Raw genomic sequence first — 330 nt, forward strand, 5'->3', positions numbered from 1 at the left:
ATCGATTTCACCTTCACCAATAACAATTTCACCACTGATGTCAGTTTTATTCAGCAGGGTGCGCATGACTTCTACAGCAGCGCCATCCGCCGCGTTCTTGTCACCACGGCCTAGCCATTTATAACCCGCTAGAGCTGCGCCTTCTGTGACGCGGGAAAAGGCCATCGCTAAATCGCGTTTCATGTTGTCTCCAAAAAAGTGTTAAATCGAAGGAAGAGTAAAATTGGCGCGATTCTAGCACAAAATGTAGGGGAAACGTTTGCTAAATTCAGTTTGAAGGCGAAAATCGAGGTGCGAGGTGCGAGGTGCGAGGTGCGAGGTGCGAGAGGC

The 330-nt window shown here is 49.4% G+C and carries 1 protein-coding gene; it reads right to left on the bottom strand.

The window, feature by feature from the left end; all coding sequences use genetic code 11:
* The coding region (locus CIK04_RS32415) for a fructose-bisphosphatase class II (protein ID WP_128824805.1) at positions 1 to 183 on the bottom strand (183 nt) is incomplete at its 3' end.
* Positions 184 to 330 lie beyond the last annotated feature (147 nt).

The sequence above is a fragment of the Vibrio sp. 03_296 genome (genome assembly GCF_002265885.1).